The organism is Nitrospirillum amazonense, from assembly GCF_007828035.1.
GTDB lineage: Bacteria > Pseudomonadota > Alphaproteobacteria > Azospirillales > Azospirillaceae > Nitrospirillum > Nitrospirillum amazonense.
On record NZ_VITV01000038.1, the window covers coordinates 1 to 1,096 of the forward strand.

At 66.1% G+C, this 1,096-nt stretch carries 1 protein-coding gene; it reads left to right on the top strand.

Going from position 1 to position 1,096, the window contains the following annotated elements; all coding sequences use genetic code 11:
- The coding region (gene tuf / locus FBZ87_RS29000; protein WP_145614033.1) for an elongation factor Tu at window positions 1-1,096 on the top strand (1,096 nt) is incomplete at both ends.

Here is a 1,096-nt window from a genome sequence, read left to right on the forward strand (position 1 = left end):
ATCACGAAGGTGCTGGCTGAGACCGGTGGCGCGACGTTCACCGCGTACGACCAGATCGACAAGGCGCCGGAAGAGAAGGCGCGCGGCATCACGATCTCGACGGCGCACGTCGAGTACGAGACGTCGAACCGTCACTACGCCCACGTCGACTGCCCCGGCCACGCCGACTATGTGAAGAACATGATCACCGGCGCGGCGCAGATGGACGGCGCGATCCTGGTGGTGTCCGCCGCCGACGGCCCGATGCCGCAGACCCGCGAGCACATCCTGCTGGCCCGCCAGGTTGGCGTGCCCGCGCTGGTGGTGTTCATGAACAAGGTCGATATGGTCGACGACCCCGAGCTGCTGGAGCTGGTGGAGCTGGAAGTGCGCGAGCTGCTGAGCAGCTACGACTTCCCTGGCGACGACATTCCGATCGTGAAGGGCTCCGCCCTGTGCGCCCTGGAAGACCGCAGCCCCGAGATCGGCAAGGAAGCCATCCTGGAGCTGATGAAGCAGGTCGACGCCTACATTCCGCAGCCGGAGCGTCCGGTTGACAAGCCCTTCCTGATGCCGATCGAAGACGTGTTCTCGATCTCGGGCCGCGGCACCGTGGTGACCGGCCGTGTCGAGCGCGGCATCGTCAAGGTGGGCGAGGAAATCGAGATCGTCGGCCTGAAGGCGACGGTCAAGACGACCGTGACCGGCGTGGAAATGTTCCGCAAGCTGCTGGACCAGGGCCAGGCTGGCGACAACATCGGCGCGCTGCTGCGCGGCACGAAGCGTGAAGACGTCGAGCGCGGCCAGGTCCTGGCCAAGCCCGGCTCGATCACCCCGCACACCAAGTTCGTGGCCGAAGCCTACATCCTGACGAAGGAAGAAGGCGGCCGTCACACCCCGTTCTTCACCAACTACCGTCCCCAGTTCTACTTCCGCACCACGGACGTGACGGGCATGGTCTCGCTGCCGGAAGGCACCGAGATGGTGATGCCGGGCGACAACGTGCAGGTGACCGTCGAGCTGATCGCCCCGATCGCCATGGACGAAGGCCTGCGCTTCGCCATCCGCGAGGGCGGCCGCACCGTCGGCGCCGGCGTGGTCGCGAAGATCATCGCCT